Origin of the sequence: Chitinophaga sp. 22620 (assembly GCF_052044405.1) — a bacterium.
GTDB lineage: Bacteria > Bacteroidota > Bacteroidia > Chitinophagales > Chitinophagaceae > Chitinophaga.
In genome coordinates this window covers 2,048,532-2,069,010 of the sequence record NZ_JBQEMV010000001.1, presented here as the reverse complement: position 1 = coordinate 2,069,010, position 20,479 = coordinate 2,048,532, and the positions used below count along the sequence as shown (strand labels likewise).

Below are 20,479 nucleotides of genomic sequence, written 5' to 3'. Positions count from 1 at the left end.
TCAAACGGCTAGTTTATAATTATCGGCCAGTTTGGTCTGCAATTCCTGGAATGCTTCATGGAAGCGCACCACCTCGCCGATCACGATGATCGCGGGGTTCTTCAGCCCCTGCTCTTCCGCAAACACCGGCAGATCCTGCGCCACGCCTACGCCTATCTTCTGTGAAGGAAGCGTTCCGTTCTGGATTATGGCGGCAGGCACCTGGCCTTTGCCGAGCTGGGCATAAATTCCCGCAATCTCCTGCAATTTACTCATCCCCATGAGAATAACCACGGTGGTATCCGCCTGGATGGCATATTCCAGGTCGCGGCTCAGCTTGCCGTCCTGCGTGGTGCCGGTGATCACCCAAAACCCTTCGCTGACGTTCCTTGCGGTAACGGGTATTTTATTGACCCCGGGAACGGAGATGGCGCTGCTGATGCCGGGGATCACTTCGGTTTCGATGCCGTACTGCTGCGCAGCCGCCAGTTCTTCCTGGCCGCGGCCGAACACGAAGGAGTCTCCGCCTTTCAGGCGTACTACGTTACCGTAGGTCAAAGCATATTTCACGATCATGCGGTTGATCTCCGCCTGGGTATACACATGCATGCCGGCGCGCTTTCCTACGAAGCGTTTCAGGCAGTTCTGCGGTGCATGGTCGAGGAGCTCGTTGTTAGACAGGGCGTCATACAGGATCACGCGGGCCTGCTGGATGGCTTTCAGTCCTTTCACGGTGATCAGTTCCGGGTCTCCGGGTCCAGCCCCTACCAGCGTCACTTTCGGTTGTTGTGTTTGCATGATCGTACAATTTTTATGGTTGGGTGTATCAGGCGTTGGCGCTTGCGGCCTGCTTCTCCGTGCGGTATTGCTGCGCTTTGTCGAAGAAGGATTTTGCCTGTTGGTAATATTGTTTCGCGAAGCTCTCGGTAGGCTCGTGCTGGTTGATCTGCAGCACCAGGCTCTTGAAGCTTTCGGCGGGTATTTTGAATTTGCCGGTTTCTACAAAATGTTTGTCGAAATCGTTCATGATGCCGTGCTGCGTGTTGCAGTTCACGTTCTCGTCCAGCAGGATGCTTTTCGCCGTCTGGATGAGGCAGGCGTAGGAATGATAGATGCCGTCGGCCCATGCGTTGTTCGCAAAGCTCTGCGCGGCCCATTCCAGTTTTTCTTCTGCTTCAAACAGCAGGGTGGCGATCAGGTCGATCATTACGCCGGCGCATTCGCCCACGCCGATCGCGGTGCTGAACCCTTCGGCCTGGCCCCAGTCGATGAAGTCGCCGTCTTTCAGGCTGGTAAGATCTGCCAGCGGCTTCAGCAGTTCGTAGAAATATTTTTCGCCGTTACGGTCGTAGTAATCGTTGAACAATTCCTTGTCCTTCGCATTGGCCTCGTAATCGTGCAGCAGGGTACGCAGCACGTCGGGCCCGCGGCGGCTGGGCACTTTCAGTACTTTGTCGGAGATCCTTCCGGCCCCGTCGGTCAGCACACCGCCACCAAGCAGCACTTGCAGCGCAGGCAGCACTTTACCGCCGCTTTTCAGGGAAGAGCCATGGAAGCCGATGTGGGCAAGACCATGCTGGCCGCAGGAGTTCATACAGCCGCTGATCTTGATCTTAATATCGTTGTTGTAGATCAGGTCCGGGAATTCTTCGTGGATCACGCGCTCCAGCTCTGCCGCGATACCGGTGCTGCTGGAAATGCCGAGGTTACAGGTGTCTGTACCCGGGCAGGCAGTGATGTCCGCCACGCTGTCGAAACCGGCTACGGCAAATCCCGCTTCTTCCAGCAGGGAAAAGATGTAAGGCAGGTTCTCTTCGCGCACGAACTTCAGCAGCAGGCCCTGGTTCACGGTCACGCGTACATCGTCTGCCACCACGGGGCGCAGCCTTTCAACCAGCCAGCGGCTGGTGTGCGATTTGATGTCGCCCAATGGCACACGGATGTATGCGCCGAAATAACCTTTTTGCTTCTGTTCGAAGGTGTTGGTCTTTTTCCAGGCCTCGAACTGCTGCTGGTTTTTGATGGTGAAGGCCGGGGCGGTGAAACCGTCCGCAGGCGCTATATCCGCAGGCCATGCAGCATAATCGATCGCTACGGTCTTGGATCTGATGGCTTTGTATTCTTCTTTTACGAGGCGCTCAAATTCTTCCATGCCGATCTTCTGGATGAGGAACTTGATGCGCGCTTTATGGCGGCTGGACCGTTCGCCATGGCGGTCGAACACGCGGAGCACGCTTTCGATGTACGGGATCAGCTGGTCTGCTTCCAGGAACTCGAATGCCGTTTTGGCGAGGTAAGGCTGGGCGCCGAGGCCGCCGCCTACCAGTACTTTAAAGCCGCGCACTTCCTTGCCGTCCACGATGCGGATCTTGGGGATCACGCCGAGGTCGTGCATGAAGGTGAGGGCGGTATCTTTTTCGCTGGAAGAAAAGGCCATTTTAAATTTACGGCCCATGTCCTGGCAGATGGGGTTGCGCAGGAAGTAACGGAAGGTCGCATCAGCATAAGGCGTGATGTCGAAAGGTTCTTCCGGGTCGATCCCTGCTATATCTGATGCGGTGATGTTACGAACGGTGTTGCCGCAGGCTTCGCGGATAGTGATATCGTCCAGTTCCAGTTTGGCCCACAGCTCGGGCGTTCTGTCCAGCGACACAAAGTGTATCTGGATGTCCTGCCGCGTGGTAAGGTGCAGGTTACCGGTGGAATACTCGTCTGAAATGTCGGCAATGCGGTTCCACTGCTGGAGGGTCATTTTACCGTAGGGCAGCTTGATGCGCACCATTTGCACACCTTGCTGGCGCTGGCCGTACACGCCGCGTGCGAGGCGGAGACTGCGGAATTTTTCGTCAGACATCTTGCCTTCGCGAAACAGCCTGATCTTTTGTTCCAGTTCAATAATGTCCCTTTCTACGATCGGATTTTCCAGTTCGGTTCTGAAACTTTGCATGATAATTGAATTGCTCGTTATTTAATGTATTCATCCGTTAATATCTGTCTTTTATAGGCCGGATGGAACCTTTGGTTTCATAACTACTAACTACTTCCGGCACAGGCCTATAAAAACACAGCCCCCGTTTTGCATGTCGGAGGCTGTTCGTTGTATGATTCTGAATTCAGATAATTCATATGTAGCGTCCTCCTCAGTCCGTTGAGACTGTCCAGCAACACATGCGCATGTTCATTTCTATTCCTGATATCGTATTGCCCATTTTCCTATAGAATTTGTAGAGTAATACAAAGGTATAGGTCCGGCATGTAAACTCAAAACTTTTTTTGATAAAAAACGGCTATTAATTTTAGAAATTTTCTAATGGGATGGTGCCCGGCGGCAGGAATGCTGCCCCGCTGCCGTTGCGTCGCACTCTTCAGCGGCAGGTTCGGGGCCGGGCGGGAAATGTGTTCTTTTCCCGGCCATACCGGCTCCTGGCGCTTTCCTCTTCCTCTATTCCGGGCTTCGGCGGGCCGGATGTTCCCTCCTTTCCCCGCGAGTTTGTACCTTTGCGGCGCAAAAAGTACGATATGATCAACACGGTGATTTTTGATATGGACGGCCTGCTGGTGGATTCCGAGCCTCTCTGGGGCATCGCCATGCGGGAGGTGTTCTCCACGGTAGGCGTTTCCCTCTCCCCGGAACTGACCCACCTCACTACAGGCCTGAGAACCAAGGAAGTAGTAAGCTACTGGCACAGCTATTTCAACTGGAACGACAAAAGCCCCGAACAGGTCACCGCCGAGATCATCGACAATGTAACGGACAAGATCCTGCGCAACGGGCAGGGCATGGAAGGCCTCCACTACATCCTGGATTTCTTCCGCAGCCGGAATTTCAGTATCGGCCTGGCTTCCTCCTCCCCTATGCGCCTCATCCAGTCCGTGCTGGCCCACCTGGATATCCGCTCCGCCTTCAACGCCGTTGTTTCCGCGGAATATGAACCTTATGGCAAACCCCATCCCGCCGTGTACCTGGCCTGTGCCGGGGAGCTTGGCGCCGATCCCCTGAACTGCCTTGCTTTTGAGGATTCCGTTACCGGCATGATCGCCGCCAAGGCTGCCCGCATGAAAGTGGTAGTGGTACCCGAAGCCCATAAAAGAACGGAACCGAAGTTCGTGCTGGCGGATATGAAGCTGGATTCCCTGCTTCAATTCGGGGAAGAACAGCTGGAATTGCTTGGCAGATAAGGCGTAAAAAAAACGGCAGGAACTCACGCCCCTGCCGCTTGTCTATCAATAGTTAACATGGCTATTTGTCCCACCAAACCTTGGTATCCAGCCTGTCGTTGCCTTGTGCGGCCACCGCGGCCTGGTAGCTTTCCCGGTTCACGGTCTGCTCCTTCTGGGGATAATAGATCCTGTCGGGAATAGCAGTGCCCACCAGCGGGATGAACTGTTTGTTCGCCGCGTCGGGCCCCGGCGCAGCAGGCCACACGATATCGCCGGGCTTCACCAGGAAGCGCGGGTAACCTGTCCTGCGGATCTCGGCCCAGGCCTCGTTGCCCTGCATGTACAGCGCGAGGTATTTCTGGGAAAGTACCGTTTCCTGCGTAGCAGGCGGCAGCAAGGCCAGGTAAGCGGTAGCGGCCACCGGGTCTGCACCCCATTTTTCAAGGGAGGCCTGTACACCTTTCACATAATCCGCCTGGCTCCAGTTGCGGTATTCAGACAGCAGGAAATTCACTTCCGCGTATTCCAGCAGCACTTCCGCATAGTCCGCCGCATTCACCGCGGTGCCGGGCAGACTGATGTCTTCAGCCTTCAGGATGGAAGCCACTGTAGCGTTAAGGCCGTAAGGCTGGCCAATGTATTCGTTGTTCTTATTCACGCGGGCATAGATCCTCAGGCGCGGGTCCGGCGCGGTGAAGGGGCCGGTCTGCCCTTTCAGCACATTGATCAGGAGGTGCGACACGGAAAAGTCACGGCGGTTTTCGGTAACGGTGATACGGTACAACGGCGCTTCGTTGGGCGCTTTGGCTTCGTATTTCAGCACGGCGTTCTCCGCGTTGCTTTGAATAAGCCCGCCAGCTATCGCTTCCTGGATGTGCGTTCCAGCCAGCTGCGGCAGCTTGGCGCGCACGCGGATGGCGGCGCGCAGCCGCAATGAGTTGGCAAAACGTTTCCAGAGGTCGGTGCGGCCTTTGTAAATGCCGTCGTAATTGCCAAAGGTATTGGCGTTCACGTCCAGCTGGGCGGCGGCTTCTTTTAGTTCCTTCAGGATGTCTGTATAGATCTTTTCCTGTGAAGCATATTTCGGTTTCACGATGGCCGGGTTCAGCTTCAGCGCCTGGAAATCAGGATCGCTGCTGCCATAGGAGCTGTAAGGAACATCGCCGAAGGCGTCTGTGAGAGAAATGAACGCGTACGATTTCAGGATGCGCGCAATGGCGATCTGGTTGGCATTCGGGCCTACGTTCACAGACACTTTCACCTGTGTAAGCGGGTCTGTATTGAGGCGGATGATCTCTTCCAGGTTGTTCAGCGCTTTGTAGGTATTGTCCCAGTAGGCGTCTGAATTGCTCCTGGGCAGGTCGTACCGGCTTTCGTTGGTATACTGGTTCTGTGAAAAATACTGGGCGAAGAGCATGCTGCCGCGGAAGTTGCCCGCGGAACCGCGGAAATTATCCAGCAGCTGTTTCTGCGCCTGGGAAAGTATGGTAGTGGTAGGCACATCGGAAGGCCGGTTAGGGTCCTTGTTGATGTCCTCGAACTTATCGTCGCTGCAGGCGGCCAGGAACAGTACGGCTCCCAACGCCAACGCATATATTTTAAAAAGTCGTTGCTTCATGATAGATCAGTTTAGAATTTCACCTGTACGTTGAACCCGAATGTGGCAGGCACCGGCAGGTTGCCGCCTTCTACCCCCTGGATGTTGCCGCCGCTGTTCGTCAGCTCCGGATCGATGTAATCGTTTGCGGTATAAATGTTCCAGAGATTCCTCCCGTATGCGGATACGCGCACCTGGCGCACGATGCCGGTTTTGGAGAAAGGAATGGTATAACCGGCGGTCAGCTCGCGGAGCTTCACGTAAGTGCCGTCGAATATGCTCTGCGTGGTAGGACCGTTGGAGAAGCCCAGCGCCCAGTCCATCGCGGAAATACGCGTGGTGTTCGCCTTCGTGCCGGATACGCTGTAGCTCCCGTCGGGATTGAAGGTTACGTTGCCGTTCACGCCGTCCAGCACCAGGCCGTTCTCACGGATGCCGTTCTCTGCGGTAGGTTTCAGCACACCGGTCTGCATGCCTACTTTGTAGGTCTGCGAGAACACTTTCCCGCCTACGCGCCCGTCTACGAGGATGCCCGCATCCCAGCGTTTGTAGGTGAACCGCTGGCCGATACCGAATTGCCATTTGGGAAGGATGCTTCCCAGCGGCACCATCTGCTCCGTGCGCAGGTATGCGCCGTTGGCGCCGATCACTTTATTGCCCTCGTTGTCGTATACGAAGTCATATCCCATGAACTGGCCGTAGGACTCGCCTTCCCGGGCAACGAGCGTAACGAGCGTACCGGTAGGATCGTTGATGGGATAGCTGGTGGCGTCGTCCGTAAGTTTCTTCACTTCGTTGCGGTTCGCGCTCCAGTTGAGGTTCACATCCCAGTTGAAATCCTTGTTGGTAATGGGCACTACATTCAGGCTCACTTCCACGCCCTTGTTGTTGATCTTGCCCGCGTTGATGAACCTTGATTCATAACCGAAAGCAGTGGAAACAGGGATGTTGATGATCTGGTTGCGGCTGTCGTTGGTGTACACCGTTACGTCCAGCCCGAGCCTGTTGCGGAATGCCTTAAAGCTTACGCCCGCTTCAAAGGAAGAAGTGATCTCCGGTTTCAGGTTTTCGTTGGGGAACACGTTGGGAAGCTTGTACCCCGCGTTGCCGTTGAATGCCTGAGTGGCCTCGTAAGCCTTCAGCAGCTGGTACGGATCGGTATCGTTACCCACCTGCGCCCAGCTGAGGCGAAGCTTCAGGAGGTTGATCCAGTCAGACGATTTCAGTTCGCCCAGCTCGCTGATCACGAAAGAGGTGGACACCGAAGGATAGGCAAATGAGTTCTTATCCAGCGGCAGGGTGCTGCTCCAGTCGTTGCGCAGCGTTCCGTCCAGGAAGAGGAAGCTCTTGTAACCGAGCGACACGCTTCCGAAGAGGGAATAGATGCTCTTGTGGAAGAAGTTGGATTCGTTCAGCACGCTGTTCGCATTCTTCAGGTTGTAATAGTTCGGGATGATGAGCCCGCCCTGCGTGGCGGCGTTGCTGATACGGCGTTTCTGGTTCATGATGTTGCCGCCCGCGAATGCGGAGAGTGAGAAATCGTTCCAGCGTTTTTTCGCGTTGGCAATAAACTCGTAGTTGAACTCGCTGAAATTATTGTTGTATTCGTTGTAGGAGCTTTGGCTGCGGGAAAACACCGCGATCCTGTCCTGGTTCTGGTAATCGTAAACGTCCGCGTTCACTTTGGAGCTGAGCTGCAGCCAGCTGTTCACGTCGTAAGAGAGGCCGATGTTGCCGTAAAAGCGGTCGCGGTTCTCTTCGAGGTAACTTTCGTGGGCAGACCAGAAAGGATTGTCGATGTATTTGGTGGCGCGGCCTGCCGCGGTGTTCTCATAGCTGTTGCGGTTCCATGCGCGGGGCGTGCCGTCCGGGCGTTTGTATTCGCGCAGCTTGTCGTAATCTACCTGCACCTGGCCCCACTGGTATGCTTCCAGCATGATGTTGCGGTTGCTGGCGCCGGTCCAGGGCCTGCCGGTGCTTTGGTTCTTCACGTAGTTGAAGTTGGCCGTAGCCAGGAATTTCCCGAAGCGGGAAGAACCGGAAAGGTTCACGGTGTTCCTGTGCAGGCTTGAGTTGGGAATGGTTCCGCGCACGGCGCGGTTGGTATATGAAAGCCTGAAGGTCTGGTTCTCGTTGCCGCCGCTGATGGAGATATTGTTGCTGGATGCAAGGCCGGTGCGGAAGAAGTCTTCCACGTCCGACTTGGGATATATCCAGGGCTGCGGTTTCAGGTAATCGTCCGCATATTCGGGGTCCAGGTTGTACCAGTGCAGTACCGGCGTACCGTCCAGCTTCGGGCCCCAGCTTTCGTCCATGCCGTAATCCACGATGTTGTAAGTGGTGCCGTTGATCGTGGCGGTCTGGAATGCATTGCTTTTGCCGCCGCCATAGAGGTGCTGGCGTTCGGGCAGGCGGGTGAGGCGTTCAAATTCAAGACCTGAATTGAGCGTTACATCAAAGCCTTTGCCGGCGCGGCCTTTTTTAGTGGTGATCACGAACACGCCGTTGGCGGCGCGGGTGCCGTACAATGCGGCAGCGGCGGGACCTTTCAGCACGTTGATGCTTTCAATGTCGTCCGGGTTCAGGTCCTGGATCATATTGCCCACGTCTTTACCCGCGGAAGAGTTGATGGTGCTTTTGGTGTTCATATCCGCATTGTCGATGGTGATACCGTCTACCACGAACAGCGGCTGGTTGTTGCCGGAAATGGAATTGATACCGCGGAGCAGCACCCTGTTGGAGCCGCCCATGTTGCCGCCGGAGGAGATCACCTGCAGGCCGGCCACTTTGCCCGACAGTGAAGCCAGCGCGTTGGTGGGGCGGGTTTGCAGCTCGGCGCTCTTCACTTCCTGCACGGCATAGCCCAGCGCTTTGGTGGCGCGGGAAATACCGAGCGCCGTAACCACTACTTCCTGCAATTGTTTGTCGCTGGCTTTGAGTGTAACGTTGTAGGAAGCGAGGCCGCTGAGCGGCTGTGTGAATGTTTCCATCCCGATGAGGGAGAATGTGAGTTCCGTGGCAGACTCCGGAACACTGAGGCTGTAGCTGCCGTCTCCGGCGGTGATGGTGCCGGTGGCAGTGCCTTTGATGAACACGGTTACGCCGGGTAACGGCTGTCCGTCTGCGGTAGAAACCTTACCGGTGATCTTCCTGCTTTGTGCATAGATAGTTAGGCTGGTCGTCAGCAAAAGCAGGGTAAGCTTGAAGAAATGTCGCATGGTATTACCCTATTATATTTATAGACTAAATAGGTTGCGAAGGTATAGGATGTGTTAAAATTATCCTAATAAATTTTGGCTATAGTTGTATAGGTAGGCTGAAAGGTTGATGGATAAAGAGTTTCAGGGGATGCATCGTTGCAGCTGCAACTATTCGCGAAAACGTTTTCGTAAGCGGCGAAGCCCGTCATTGCTTGCAAAAAAAATCCCCCGGCTCACACCGGGGGACCTTTTATCTTTTAAAACGAATCCGTCAATTATTCACCTTTCTTTTCTTCACCACCTTCGGATTGTTTCAGTTTTTCTCTCAGTTCGGCCAGCGCGCCCAGGTCGCCCAGGGTTGCTTTTTCTACCTTAGACTGGAGGTTTTTCACCGTTTTGCGGGTCTTTTCAGCTTCAGCGCGTTGTTCTTTCTTCACAGCGTCTTTCTCGTCGGCTTTCACTTGTTCCCAAACCTTGGTGTGAGATACCAGGATGCGTTTTTCGTTGCGGTCGAATTCGATGATCTGGAATTCTTTCACATCTTCAACAGCGATCGGCTTCTCGTCTTCAGTGCGCAGGTGACGGGCGGGAGCGTAAGCTTCCAGGCCGTATTGCAGCTGCACGGTAGCGCCCTTGTCGTCTTTCTTCACTACGGTACCTTCATGGATAGAACCAATCGGGAAGATAGTTTCGAAAGTGTTCCAGGGATCTTCTTCGATCTGTTTGTGGCCGAGGCTCAGTTTGCGGTTGTCTTTATCAATGCCCAGGATCACTACTTCGATCTCGTTGCCCACTTTCGTGTACTCGCTCGGGTGATTGAAGCGTTTGATCCAGCTCAGGTCGGAGATGTGGATCATACCGCCGATGCCGGTTTCCAGCTCAACGAATACGCCATAAGGAGTGATGTTCTTCACGATGCCTTTGTGACGGCTGTCCAGCGGGAATTTGGTTTCGATGGTAGACCAGGGATCTTCGGTGAGTTGTTTGATAGACAGGCTCATTTTACGCTCGTCTTTGCTCAGGGTAACTACCACTGCTTCGTACTCTTCGCCCAGTTTGAAGAACTCTTTGGCGTTGATCGGGGTGGAAGCCCATGAGATCTCGGATACGTGCACCAGGCCTTCTACACCAGGCAGAATTTCCAGGAATGCGCCGTAATCTTCGATATTTACAACTTTGCCTTTTACTTTGGCGCCTTCGGTGATGGCTGCAGGCAGGGTATCCCACGGGTGCGGGGTGAGCTGCTTGTAACCTAAGCTGATACGTTTCTTCTCGTCGTCGAAGTCCAGTACCACCACGTTGATCTTCTGATCCATCTGGAGTACTTCGCTCGGGTGAGAGATACGGCCCCAGCTGATATCGGTGATATACAGCAAGCCGTCCAGACCACCCAGGTCGATGAACGCACCGAAGTCCGTGATATTTTTGATAGTACCTTCCAATACCTGGCCTTTTTCCAGTTTGGAGATAATGTCCACACGCTGCTGCTCGATGTCGCTTTCGATAAGCGCTTTGTGGGAAACCACTGCGTTGCGGATAGCTTCGTTCACCTTCACTACCTTGAACTCCATGGTTTTGCCTACAAACTGGTCGTAGTCTGTAACCGGCTTAACGTCGATCTGTGAGCCGGGCAGGAACGTTTCCATACCGTACACGTCCACGATCAGGCCGCCTTTGGTTTTGCTGGTAACAGTACCGGTAACCACTTCGCCGGTTTTGTACACTTCCACGATGCGTTCCCATGCACGTTGCATACGAGCCTGTTTGCGGCTCAGGTGCAGGTTGCCGTCGCGGTCTTCTTTCTCAACCACCAATACTTCCACTTCGTCGCCAACTTTCAGCTGGGGAAGATCGCGGAATTCATTGAGGGAGATCAGGCCATCGGATTTGAAGCCGATGTTCAGCACCACGTCGGTTTTGGTGAGACCTACCACAGTACCGGTAAGCAGACCGCTTTCTTCGATCACTTTAAAGGTACTTTCGTAAGTTGCGTCGTATTTTTCTTTCTCAGCTTTGGAGTAAGAAGATACGTTACGTTTGTCCACGCTCCAGTCGAAATCGTCGTGAGCGGTGGCAACAGGAGCATTTGTTGTCGCTGTTTCCACGGTAGCAGCTTCTGCTACGGGAGCCTGTTGTTCAGCGTTTTGTTCGTTAGTAATGTTGTTTTCTTCCAAAATAAAATGTTTTAAGGGAAGCAAAGATACGGAGATAATCCCTTCCGGGCAATTTTATTTAAGCGATCCAGACACTGTAAACGAATCGTTTATATATTTTTTTGATAACCATCCGCTTAGCCGCCCCGCCGGTCATTTCTCGCTGAAATGCAGGCGGGCAACCAATTTTTCTTTAATTTTCCGGTATGAACGGAACTTCTCTCACATCGGACTTCAAAAACTGGGTAAAACAAGGCAACTCGGTCACCATCCTCATCATCATCAACATTGTTGTTTTCCTCCTGTTCGCCATCTCTGGTTTCATTTCCGCCGCCGGGGCCACCAGCGTGGGAGATTTCCTGTACAATAACCTTTCCCTCCACACCCTCCCATCCATCCTCATCAGGAAGCCATGGGGAGTGATAACCACAGCTTTTACACATATCGGTGTTTGGCATATATTGGGCAATATGCTCATATTCTTTTTCTTCGGCAACCTTTTCCGTACGGAAGTAGGCAACAAGCGGGTAGTGCCTTTGTACCTGCTCAGCGGCTTCCTCTGCTCCTGCGTACTGATCCTGTTCTACAATCTCATCCCCGGCATGAGGGGCATCGATTCCACCGGCATCGGCGCTTCCGGAGCCGTGATGTGCTTCGTTGTGGCCGCCGCCACCTTAATGCCCAACCTGGAAATATCCATATTTTTTGTGGTCAACGTGCGCATCAAATGGGTTGCCGCCGTATTGGTGCTGATCGACCTTGTGTCTCTCCCCCACGGTAACTTCGGCGGCCACGTTGCCCACCTGGCCGGCGCTGCCTTCGGGTACCTCTATATCCGCCAGCTGCAGCAGGGCCGCGACCTCGTGGCGCCCATCTCCGGTTTCTTCGACCGTGTAAGCGGCCTGTTCTCCAAAAAAGAACCCGCCTCCACCCGCAAGTTCAAACCCAAAAAATCGCCCCTCCGCGTAGTGCGCAACAACGAGCCCAGCCACGCCTCCCGCCTGGACCAGCTGCTGGACAAGATCAACGAAAAAGGCTACAACAGCCTTACCACCGAGGAAAAGACCTGGCTGCGCAAGTACAGCGACGAAAAATAAGCGCCGGCTAAAACCCATCTCCCCTCTTTCTAAAAAAGCTAAGCCCCGGAGAACCGGGGCCTGATCAGATAGTTTATCAGTAAACGTAAAATCCTGGTTTCATGGCAGACCGTCAGGATCTGCGGCAGGCAGGCGTTTTGACGGCCAGCCCGGTTTGGGTATGCCTACCCGTTGCTGTAAAAGGTAACCACGGCGGAACCGCCACGCGGAGTTCCCCGTTCCTTCAGGCATGCACGCTCTCTATTCTTTCCCTGCAATATTTCCCTGGTAGGAGATCGGTTGTTTGTTCCTCGGCGTGAGGTGAAGCGTGGCGGACCCGTCTTTCAGCACATTCAGCACGATCACGCTCACATTGGTAGCGTTATGAAGCGGGATGGTCACATTCCATCCGCCTCTTTTCCTGTCCTTCACCACGTAATCGATATTGCCCGCTTTAAAATTGAAGCCCACCTGGCTATAGTCCGTAACCGCGGTATGGCTGCGCCCCACGTAAGGCAGGTTCAGCTGCACGCTGTCGGTTTTTATGCGGAAAGTGTAATTTTCCCCTGCCATCGGCACGGAAGTACCGCCGGGGGCCATTACTGACTGAACGAAGAAAATAAACTGCCTGCTGTCTATCAACTGCTTCACGGCCCGGGCGATGAGGGAATCCCTGAAATATTTAGGACTTTGGGCCCGGGTGACAGATACTGCAAAGACCAGGCATAAGCCCGTCAGCAAGATTTTGGATGTTTTCACGCATAGGTGTTTTACGCAATTACAAGATAAGTATAAAATGTTGGAATATAAAAAGGATTTTGGCGGAATGGCTGCGTTACGACATTACTACAAAACATTCTTAACTTTGCGCAGAACCGGCAGCACCGGTTTTGAAAAGCATGAAAACATTCAACGTACCCATCATATACCGCAGCCCGCTGATCTCCGCCATCAAGCAGAAACGGAAGCAGCAGGACCGCATGAAGAAAGACTTCAGTCCTACCCTCCTGGATTTCGGCCCGCTCCGCATCCTGCTCGCCCGGCATTTCGGGTTCTGCTACGGCGTGGAGAACGCGATCGAGATCGCTTTCAGGACCGTGGAGGAAAACGAGGGCAAACGCATCTTCCTGCTCAGCGAAATGATCCACAACCCGCAGGTGAATTCGGACCTGCTTTCGCGGGGGGTGCGTTTCCTGATGGATCCTTCCGGCAAACAGCTCATTCCCTGGGAAGACCTCCGGCCCGATGATATCGTGATCATCCCGGCGTTCGGCACCACCCTCGAGATAGAATCCCGGCTGCAATCGCTTGGCATTACCCCTTTGCAGTACAATACCACCTGCCCTTTCGTGGAAAGAGTATGGAACAAGGCCGAGCAGATCGGCGCGAAAGAATATACCGTGATCGTGCACGGCAAGCCGAAGCATGAGGAAACCCGCGCCACCTTCTCCCACAGCCGTTCCCATACGCCCACGGTGGTGGTGAAGGACATGGAGCAGACGCACCGCCTGGCCGCCTATATCCGCGGCGAGGCGCCGGCGGAAGATTTTTATGAAGAGTTCAAAGGCCAGTATTCCGAAGGCTTCGACGTGAGCAAACACCTGGAGCGTGTGGGCGTGGTGAACCAGACCACCATGCTGGCCTCCGAAACCCAGGCTATTGCAGATTATGTGAAACAGGCCATCCAGGAAAAATATGCGCTGGCGGACGACCGCGTTGCCGAAAGGTTTGCGGACACCCGCGATACGCTCTGCTACGCCACCAACGACAACCAAACGGCGGTGACCGGCATGCTGGAATCCGTGGCGGACCTGGCTATCGTGGTAGGCGGGTACAACAGTTCCAATACCTCCCACCTGGTGGAGCTGTGCGAAGAAAAACTCCCCACTTATTTTATATCGTCGGAGGAAAAGCTCATTTCCAGGAACGAGCTGTTTCATTACGATTTCCATCATAACCAGGAGCTGCACAGTTTCAGCTTCCTGCCGGAAAAAGAACCGGTGACCCTGCTGCTCACCAGTGGCGCCAGCTGCCCCGATGCGATCGTGGAGGCGGTGATCCGGAAACTCCTCGCATTTTACGGCCTGGAAGAAAAAGTGGACGAAGCCGCGGCAGCGTTGCTGGCTGATCAATAACTTCTTTACGGGCACCAGCGAGGCGGAAGCCGCGTTCGCAGGATAACCGGCAAATCTCTCTTCTTAAAAAAATCATGAAAAAAGGTTGATGAAGCAGCGGCGCCCGCCGGGTGGCCCGGCCTTCAATCTCGTGTGGACCTCCGGTCTATTTAGATTGGCCGCCTTGCAGCGGGCTGAAACCCTGTATCAGAAAACCCGCTACAGGCTTAAGAAAAACAAAAAAGACACCAGAAGGTGCCTTTTTCCTTTGGGGCTAATCAAACGCTAGTAATGCAGAGAAAATTCTTATTCGTTGTAACAAACAATCGACTTTCTTTTTGTGTGATACAAAAGTAATACGCCCCAAAGGAGGTTGCAACCGGCATTTAATATCTGGTATCGTATAGGCGATAACTGGCAAGAACGGGCATAAAATCGGATGCGGCATAAACGGCATTTAGAAATGCATGGCCTTTTTCAGGAATTCCGCCTTACGCCGGCGTGACACTTCCACCTGCGTGCCGTCGCTCATGAGCGCGAAGCCGCCCTCGCCCTGCAGGTAAGAATCCATTTGCTGGAGATTGATCAGGTGGGAATTATGCACGCGGAAAAAATCCACGTCCGTCAGCAGCTCCTCGAACTCCTTCAGGGGCTTGGACACCAGCAGCTGCTTCTTGTCCGTAAAAAATATTTTCGTGTAGTTGCCGGTGCTTTCGCAGCGCACAATGTTCTGCACAGGCATGAACACCAGGCCGTTGATGGTCGGCAGCGCGATCTTTTTGTTCGTCTGCTGTAAAGTTTTCATGTTCTGCAAAAACACTTCCAGCGGGGCAATGGCGGTGTCCTGCTTTTGCAGCCGCCTTTCATGGTACTTGCGCAGCGCTTCCTGCAATTCCTGCACGCTGAATGGTTTGAGCAGGTAATCCAGTGCATTGAACTTGATGGCTTTAAGCGCATATTGCTCGTACGCGGTAGTGAATATCACGTCAAACGTCACCTTGTCGTACAGTTTCAGTAATTCGAAGCCGTTCTGATGCGGCATTTCCACATCCAGGAACACCAGGTCCGGCTGCAGCTCGTCTATCAGCTGCTTGGCTTCCCTTACGCTGTTCACCCCGGCTAAAACGGTCACTTCCGGGCATTTCTTTTGCAGCATCGTCTGCAATGCATCAATACAGTGCTGCTCATCGTCAACGATAATGGCTTTGATCTCGCTCATGTGTGATGTTATTATATTTTTCTCTGCAATTGCTCTTAAAAAAGGAATTCGGCCGGCAGCACGATCTTCACCTGTGTGCCGGTAGCCTGCCCCCCCTGATCCTGCAGGTCCAGGATCTCCACGTTCGCATCTTTGGTATTATTGATCTTGCGGATCAGGGCTATACGCCCCTCCGTCACTTTCATCCCCATGGAATTATGCACGCGGTCTTTCTTTTCCTTGATCGCCATCGCCATCTTACGGCCGATGCCATTGTCTGTCACCACCACTTCCAATACTTTGCCCCGTAGCGATACGGCTATTTCCAGCCGGCCCTTTTTTTCCCGGTGCACCAGCCCGTGCCAGATGGCATTCTCCACGTAGGGTTGAATGATCATGGGCGGGATGAGCACTTCTTCATCGTTGATATTCTCCCCTACGCTGATGTGATAGTCGAACATATTGTTGCAGCGCAGCACCTCCAGGTCCAGGTAAAGGCGGAGGGAATCCAGTTCTTTATTGAGCGGGATAAAGGTGTGCTGGCTGTTGTCCAGGATCATGCGCATGAGCTTGGAGAACTTGGTCAGGTAGTCGCTGGCTTCTTCCTGGTTGTTGCTCCAGATGTAGCGGTGAATGGAACTGAGGGAATTGAAGATGAAGTGCGGGTTCATCTGTGAACGCAGCGAGCGCAGCTCCAGCTGCAGCGTTTGCCGGTTGGCCTGCAGGTTCCTGTGGCGGATGTAGAAGAAGCCGCCCACGATCAGCATGAACAGGAAACCCGCCAGGGCAATGGCCAGTGCGAGGTTGCGGCGGATGCGCAGCTGGTTGAGGTCCTGTGCCTGCTGTAATTCTTTGATCTGGTTGTCTTTCTGGTATACCTCATGCATGGCCTTCATCTGGGCGAACTCAATGCTGGAGCGTTCTTCCAGGATGCTGTCCTTATACTGGAGGGAGAGATTGGTATTGTCCAGCGATCTCCCGAACTCCCCTTCCCTTTTGTAATTGTCCGCCATAGCCTTGTAGCCGTCCATCAGCACGCTTTTGAAGTTCCATTTATGCCCCAGGTCCAGCGCCTGCTGGATATACTGCCGCGCATCGTCATGTTTGCCTTCTTCGTTCAGCAGGCGGCCGATGCTGAGGTAACTCTCGGCCACATGTATCTTGTCATCCACCCGGTCGTTCACTTCCAGCGCTTTTTGCAGGTAGTCCATGGCCAGGGGATAATTTTTCTTTTTCTGGTAGGCCGTGCCCAGGCAGGTGTAGCAGATGGACATGCCGGTGGAATTGCCCAGCCGCTGGTTCACGGCGAGGGAACGTTCGTAATAATCGATGGCGAGGTCCAGCTTGCCGAGGTATTCATATGCATATCCCAGGTTACCGAGGTTGATGGCCACCCCGAGGTCGTTGTCGCTTTCCTGTTCCAGGCGCAGGCTGCGGGTGAATTCACGGATGGCGTCCTCGTATTTGCCGTCGCTGAGGTTGATATTGCCGATGGAATTAGTGGCGATGGTGATATTGCGGACGTCGTTGATCTTCTCGGCCAGCCTGAGGGCGCGGAAATGGAAACCGAAGGCTTTTTCGAGCATGTCCCTCCGGCGGTAATCCACGCCTATGTTGTTGAGCGACACGGCGATAAGACGGTCTATCCGGCTGGCCTCCGCGGCTTCCAGCGCTTTTTCGTGGTATTCGGTGGCGAGGATATACTGGCTTTTGTTGCGTTTGGAGGTGCCCATTTCGTTATAGGCGTCCGCAAGACCTTTATGGTATTTTATACGGGAAGACAGGGCGATGGCTTCCTGCAGGAACAGGTTTTCCTGGTTCTTCCGGTCGAAATAGCGGTAATAGCTTTTGGATTTGGCCATGAGCGTGTTCACCTTGAGGGTGTCGTCCGCCATTTTCTTCACGGAATCGAGGCTGCGGTATACCAATATGGAATCCTGCGCGGAGGAGCTTCCGCGGAAGAGGAATATGAGGCATATCAGCAAAAAAAGCCCTCTTTTAGACATGGTATCAGGTGCAACAGCCCTCACAAGGTAAAATTTAATTGCGACATGTGCATGCCGGTTTACACCGGTTAAAAAAGCGAAGGGGCGAAAGAATTCGCCCCTTTCCTATTAACCGAATACACCTACTGAAAATATGAAACAGGGCGCTTGGCCCAAATTCCACATTACGTTTACAACGACCTGAACACCAAGGTCCAGGGATGTCTGATTTATATCACAGTTCGTTTATAGACGGTTAATAGCATGGTCTTTTTGTTGCTGGAACAATCCGGATATGGCTTCAAAAAGCCTTTGGACTAACACTGGAACCGACTTGTTGCGTCGTGAAAGTTACCGGGTCCGCAATGCGTTATCCGGCAGCTCTTGTCAAAAATGGTTATTTTGACGGCAACAAAGTTCAGGTTCTTTTCCAGGTAAGGTTCGGTTCTGGTCCAAATAGTATCAGCGGCATGTATCTACAGGCATCCATCGTGATGGAAGGCCGGGCAAAGACCATTAACTAGCAGGAATTTCTGAGGATGAGGTTATTATTACTAGAAAAGCTAACACACAGGGTAGACAGGCTCCCTTAGTCAACCAAAGATAATAACGTTTTTTGATATACAAAAAAAATTAAGAGGAATGTGCCATTATTGCGTCTTCCACCCACTGTAGCACCAGGTCCAGCTGTTCCGGCATGGTCAGCTGGCTGTTGTCCAGGATAATGGCGTCTTCCGCCTTGCGCAGCGGGCTTATTTCGCGGTTGGAGTCTATATAGTCCCTCAGTTCGAGGTTTTCCTTCACCTCATGCAGCGTGATGTTCCGGTTCTTCTCATACAGTTCCTTGAACCTGCGTTCCACGCGGATGGCGGGGTCCGCGGTCATGAATATTTTCAGTTCGGCGTGCGGGAATACAACGGTACCGATGTCGCGCCCGTCCATTACGATCCCTCTTTCTTTCCCCATCTTCTGTTGCTGCGCCACCGCAAACTCACGTACTTCACGGATGGCGGCCACTTCGCTCACCTTTTCCGCCACCAGCATTTCACGGATCAGGGGCTCCACGTTCTCGTCGTTGAGATACATGTCGCTCTGGCCGGAGATCTGGTTGTGGATGAATTCGAGGTGGATGCTTTGAAGGGCCTGTTTCACGGCTTCCGCATCGTTCCAGTTAACGGTATGCTGAATAAAATAAAGGGTGATTGCGCGGTACATCGCCCCGCTGTCTATATACAGATAGTTCAGCCGCTTGGCCAGTTGTTTGGCCAGTGTGCTCTTCCCGCAGGAGGAATATCCGTCTATCGTAATGATTATTTTCTTCAAGCCCCGGTTTTTTTGGATGTGCATTCGGCTGGGAAGCCTCTGCAAAGTTGCCTTAAATCCCGGAAAAATCAAAGAGAAATTGCCTACCTGTCTATCACCACCACTTTATGCGTGCGCATCAGGCGGTTGGTGCCCTTTTCGTAGAATACGAGGAGGTAGGTACCCTTGGCCAGCGCCTCTATGCGGAGGTCGCGCTCCCCTTCGATGGTGAACTGCTCGATGAGCTGGCCCAGGCTGTTCACGAGGTGCATGGTGATGGCGGTCTGTTCCCCGCGGACGCGCACCGTAAACTGGCCGCGGTTGGGGTTCGGGAATACTTCTATACGCAGGAACGGCGGCACCGCTTTGATCTCCGAATAGCTCACGCGCCCGTTGCTGCGGGCCACCGCCTTGATGCGGTAGTAGCTCCAGCCGTCGTAATTGTTCGGGTCCACGTAACGGTAATCCAGCCGGGTATTGATGTTGCCGTTGGGCGCCATGGTGCCTATCTGGCCTACTTTCACGAAACCGGTGTCCGTATCCAGGCGGCGCTCTATCTCGAAATACGCATTGTTCAGCTCGCGCGAAACGGACCATTCCAGCTGCGCGAAGTTTTCGTTCAGGCGCCAGGCGTTGAAATAAATAAAAACAGCAGGCGCATATGGCCCGTACAGGATAGAGGCCTTCGTAAAATATTCGTTGTTGCGGATGCCGTCGCGGAAGCGGCGGACGTGCATGGTGGCATTTCTCAGTGTAGCCGTGGTAGTGAGGTTGCCCGCTGTCGGGAAGGTTTCCGGCTCCAGGAAGTCCCAGGAGTTGTTCACAAAACGGGTTACATAGCTGGCAGCGCGGTGAGACGCATAGTCCCGCCCCTCATCCGCATCCATGTGCTGCAGGGTAAGACTGGCTTCGGCCGCGTCTGTTCTGCCACGGGCCATGTTCCAGGTCTTGTTGGTGAAGTCCAGCTTGTTTACCAGGCCGGAGATGGCGAACTGGTATACACTGTCGAACACCCTGGCCCTGAAATCGTCTGCCGCGCCGTTGTATTCGATAGCAGCGGGCGCGTATGTGGCGGGCGATGTGCCGATGGGGAACACCACTCGGCCCGCAGCCGCGTTCACCTGTTCGCGGTATACAAATCCCCCGGCAATGCTGGAGCCGGTGATGATGAAGGATTGTTCGCTGTAACCCGTGATGGCGCCGGGATTGCCGTTGCCTACCACCAGGTTCCAGCCGTTGAGGAACAGGTGCCCGGCGGAAAAGTGCAGGTTGCTGCGCACTTTCATATCGCTCAGGTCCAACAGCAGGATGCCCAGCCGGTTGTTCACCTCGAAGTTGGGAAAGGTGGCGCCCAGTCGGCTGCTTACGTTGTAGCCGCCGAAAAGCTGCTGTGCGCCAAGGTTGCCGTATAAAGGATTGTTGCCCGAGAAACGGAACAGCCCTCCTTTGCCGGAGAAGCCATTGGCGCTTTCGTCCGGCAGGGTGGCGCCGGTGCCGTTGCTCCAGCTTTTACCGAAAAAGTTGATCACCGAAGACTGGTTCGATCCGAAACCGCCATCGTTCACTACATTACCGTAAATGGACATCACTTCGCCGGAAGACACCTGGATACGGGCGCCCGGGGCAATGTACACTCCCTGCTGCGCGCGCATCAGCAGCGGCAGGAGGAGAAGGGATAATAGGTGGAAGAGGTGTTTCATATCAGCTTCAGCCT

Annotated in this window: 13 protein-coding genes; 3 read left to right on the top strand and 10 right to left on the bottom strand. The window is 53.8% G+C overall.

Features of this window, described 5'->3' with window-relative positions:
* Together cobA and ACTJIK_RS08405 are read right to left on the bottom strand one after the other, a co-directional pair.
* Positions 1 to 777: a uroporphyrinogen-III C-methyltransferase gene (gene cobA, locus ACTJIK_RS08410; RefSeq protein ID WP_440645916.1), complete on the bottom strand. Its 777-nt coding sequence runs from the start codon at positions 775 to 777 to the stop codon at positions 1 to 3.
* A gap of 28 nt (positions 778 to 805) precedes the next feature.
* The gene (locus tag ACTJIK_RS08405) at positions 806 to 2,926 is read right to left on the bottom strand and encodes a nitrite reductase (RefSeq protein WP_440645915.1); all 2,121 of its coding nucleotides are present in this window, start codon (positions 2,924 to 2,926) and stop codon (positions 806 to 808) included.
* A 572-nt stretch (positions 2,927 to 3,498) separates the two neighbouring features.
* On the opposite strand from ACTJIK_RS08405, the gene hxpB reads away from it, so the two are divergent.
* Positions 3,499 to 4,158 (top strand): hexitol phosphatase HxpB, encoded by a 660-nt coding sequence (gene hxpB / locus ACTJIK_RS08400; RefSeq protein ID WP_440645914.1) that lies wholly within the window; start codon positions 3,499 to 3,501, stop codon positions 4,156 to 4,158.
* A gap of 61 nt (positions 4,159 to 4,219) precedes the next feature.
* Here the strand turns inward: hxpB and ACTJIK_RS08395 are convergent, their stop codons facing one another.
* From ACTJIK_RS08395 to rpsA, 3 genes are all read right to left on the bottom strand, one after another.
* On the bottom strand, positions 4,220 to 5,758 hold the full coding sequence (locus ACTJIK_RS08395) for a SusD/RagB family nutrient-binding outer membrane lipoprotein (protein WP_440645913.1): 1,539 nt from the start codon (positions 5,756 to 5,758) through the stop codon (positions 4,220 to 4,222).
* A gap of 11 nt (positions 5,759 to 5,769) precedes the next feature.
* A complete protein-coding gene (locus ACTJIK_RS08390) occupies positions 5,770 to 8,955 on the bottom strand; it encodes a SusC/RagA family TonB-linked outer membrane protein (RefSeq protein ID WP_440645912.1) in 3,186 nt (1,061 codons plus the stop codon).
* A 257-nt stretch (positions 8,956 to 9,212) separates the two neighbouring features.
* On the bottom strand, positions 9,213 to 11,111 hold the full coding sequence (gene rpsA, locus ACTJIK_RS08385) for a 30S ribosomal protein S1 (protein ID WP_440645911.1): 1,899 nt from the start codon (positions 11,109 to 11,111) through the stop codon (positions 9,213 to 9,215).
* A 185-nt stretch (positions 11,112 to 11,296) separates the two neighbouring features.
* On the opposite strand from rpsA, the gene ACTJIK_RS08380 reads away from it, so the two are divergent.
* A complete protein-coding gene (locus ACTJIK_RS08380) occupies positions 11,297 to 12,187 on the top strand; it encodes a rhomboid family intramembrane serine protease (RefSeq protein WP_440645910.1) in 891 nt (296 codons plus the stop codon).
* A gap of 240 nt (positions 12,188 to 12,427) precedes the next feature.
* Here ACTJIK_RS08380 and ACTJIK_RS08375 read toward each other — a convergent pair whose 3' ends face one another.
* Positions 12,428 to 12,925: a DUF4251 domain-containing protein gene (locus tag ACTJIK_RS08375; RefSeq protein WP_440645909.1), complete on the bottom strand. Its 498-nt coding sequence runs from the start codon at positions 12,923 to 12,925 to the stop codon at positions 12,428 to 12,430.
* Between the two features lie 140 nt (positions 12,926 to 13,065).
* Here ACTJIK_RS08375 and ACTJIK_RS08370 point away from each other — a divergent pair, with 140 nt between their 5' ends.
* Positions 13,066 to 14,301 carry a 4-hydroxy-3-methylbut-2-enyl diphosphate reductase gene (locus tag ACTJIK_RS08370; RefSeq protein WP_440645908.1) on the top strand — a complete coding sequence of 412 codons (1,236 nt, stop codon included), beginning with the start codon at positions 13,066 to 13,068 and terminating at the stop codon, positions 14,299 to 14,301.
* Positions 14,302 to 14,737: 436 nt separating this feature from the next.
* Here ACTJIK_RS08370 and ACTJIK_RS08365 read toward each other — a convergent pair whose 3' ends face one another.
* From ACTJIK_RS08365 to ACTJIK_RS08350, 4 genes are all read right to left on the bottom strand, one after another.
* A complete protein-coding gene (locus tag ACTJIK_RS08365; protein ID WP_440645907.1) occupies positions 14,738 to 15,499 on the bottom strand; it encodes a LytR/AlgR family response regulator transcription factor in 762 nt (253 codons plus the stop codon).
* Between the two features lie 35 nt (positions 15,500 to 15,534).
* Positions 15,535 to 17,508, bottom strand: a complete 1,974-nt coding sequence (locus ACTJIK_RS08360; RefSeq protein ID WP_440645906.1) for a tetratricopeptide repeat-containing sensor histidine kinase — start codon at positions 17,506 to 17,508, stop codon at positions 15,535 to 15,537.
* 588 nt (positions 17,509 to 18,096) lie between these two features.
* Positions 18,097 to 18,786, bottom strand: coding sequence for a (d)CMP kinase (cmk, locus tag ACTJIK_RS08355; protein ID WP_440645905.1), 690 nt, complete (start codon positions 18,784 to 18,786; stop codon positions 18,097 to 18,099).
* 83 nt (positions 18,787 to 18,869) lie between these two features.
* Entirely contained in the window at positions 18,870 to 20,465 is a 1,596-nt protein-coding gene (locus ACTJIK_RS08350; protein WP_440645904.1) for a T9SS type A sorting domain-containing protein, read from the bottom strand.
* Positions 20,466 to 20,479 lie beyond the last annotated feature (14 nt).

What these genes read in the sequence shown, in the direction of transcription:
- ACTJIK_RS08390 (WP_440645912.1), bottom strand. Translation starts at nt 8,955, where the DNA reads ATGCGACATTTCTTCAAGCTTACCCTGCTTTTGCTGACGACCAGCCTA.
- cobA (WP_440645916.1), bottom strand. Translation starts at nt 777, where the DNA reads ATGCAAACACAACAACCGAAAGTGACGCTGGTAGGGGCTGGACCCGGA.
- ACTJIK_RS08380 (WP_440645910.1), top strand. Translation starts at nt 11,297, where the DNA reads ATGAACGGAACTTCTCTCACATCGGACTTCAAAAACTGGGTAAAACAA.
- ACTJIK_RS08395 (WP_440645913.1), bottom strand. Translation starts at nt 5,758, where the DNA reads ATGAAGCAACGACTTTTTAAAATATATGCGTTGGCGTTGGGAGCCGTA.
- hxpB (WP_440645914.1), top strand. Translation starts at nt 3,499, where the DNA reads ATGATCAACACGGTGATTTTTGATATGGACGGCCTGCTGGTGGATTCC.
- ACTJIK_RS08350 (WP_440645904.1), bottom strand. Translation starts at nt 20,465, where the DNA reads ATGAAACACCTCTTCCACCTATTATCCCTTCTCCTCCTGCCGCTGCTG.
- ACTJIK_RS08370 (WP_440645908.1), top strand. Translation starts at nt 13,066, where the DNA reads ATGAAAACATTCAACGTACCCATCATATACCGCAGCCCGCTGATCTCC.
- ACTJIK_RS08405 (WP_440645915.1), bottom strand. Translation starts at nt 2,926, where the DNA reads ATGCAAAGTTTCAGAACCGAACTGGAAAATCCGATCGTAGAAAGGGAC.
- ACTJIK_RS08365 (WP_440645907.1), bottom strand. Translation starts at nt 15,499, where the DNA reads ATGAGCGAGATCAAAGCCATTATCGTTGACGATGAGCAGCACTGTATT.